Consider the following 835-nt stretch of genomic DNA (forward strand, 5'->3'; position numbering starts at 1 on the left):
TTCGCCTTCGGCTCAGTGCACCCGGCATTTCCTGTTTTCCCGTTGTGCGGCCGTAGGTGGCGCTACAGGGCGATTTCGTCGAATGACGTCACTACCCGGTGCCGACTTTCCCCCTGGCTGCCTTCCCGGTCCAGGCGAATAGTCTGGAATCCCGCGTCAGCCGCCGCATCCAGTTCCGCTTCCACATCCGACAGAAACAGCAATTGCTCCGCCGGCAAATCGATCGCTTGCTGGATGGTGCGGTAGCTACCAGCGTCCTGTTTATGGCCGGAGGTGGTGTCGAAATAGCCGGAGAGTAGACCGGTCAGATCCCCCGCATCGCTGTAGCCGAAGAACAGTTTCTGGGCAGCGATAGAGCCGGAGGAGTACACGTACAGGTCGAACCCCTTTTCCTTCCAGGCTTGCAGGGCAGCGGCGGTATCCGGGTAGAGGTGAGCGGTGTAATCCCCATTTTGATAGCCGGCCTTCCAGATCATTCCCTGCAGGGATTTCAGCGGGGTGGCTTTACGGTCCTCGCGGATCCACTGCTGGAAGAGGGCATTGGCTGAGGCTGGGCTTTCCAGAGTCCGACCGCTTTCCTGCTCGGCCGCCCGCACCTGTGCCTGTATCTGTGGTTGATCCCAGTGCGTTTCGAGAAACGCCGGAAATTGTCTGGCGGCATAAGGGAACAGGACTTCCTTGACGAAGGAAATGCTGCTGGTGGTGCCTTCAATGTCGGTAACGATAGCCTTGATCATGATTCGGTTCGCGGGTTGGGTGGGCTGTTGTAGGAGGTTGCTTGCAGCCGAACCAGGCAGCCAGATCACGCACGGAGGTTCGCTTGCAAGCAAGCTCC

General features: G+C 59.0%; 1 protein-coding gene. It reads right to left on the reverse strand.

All coding sequences use genetic code 11. The features are described from left to right. Positions 1-62: 62 nt before the first annotated feature. Entirely contained in the window at positions 63-737 is a 675-nt protein-coding gene (gene mtnC / locus B3Q33_RS10595) for an acireductone synthase (protein WP_286827524.1), read from the reverse strand. Between the last annotated feature and the right edge of the window lie 98 nt (positions 738-835).

Source organism: Alcanivorax sp. UBA3183 (genome assembly GCF_002364155.1).
GTDB lineage: Bacteria > Pseudomonadota > Gammaproteobacteria > Pseudomonadales > Alcanivoracaceae > Alcanivorax > Alcanivorax jadensis.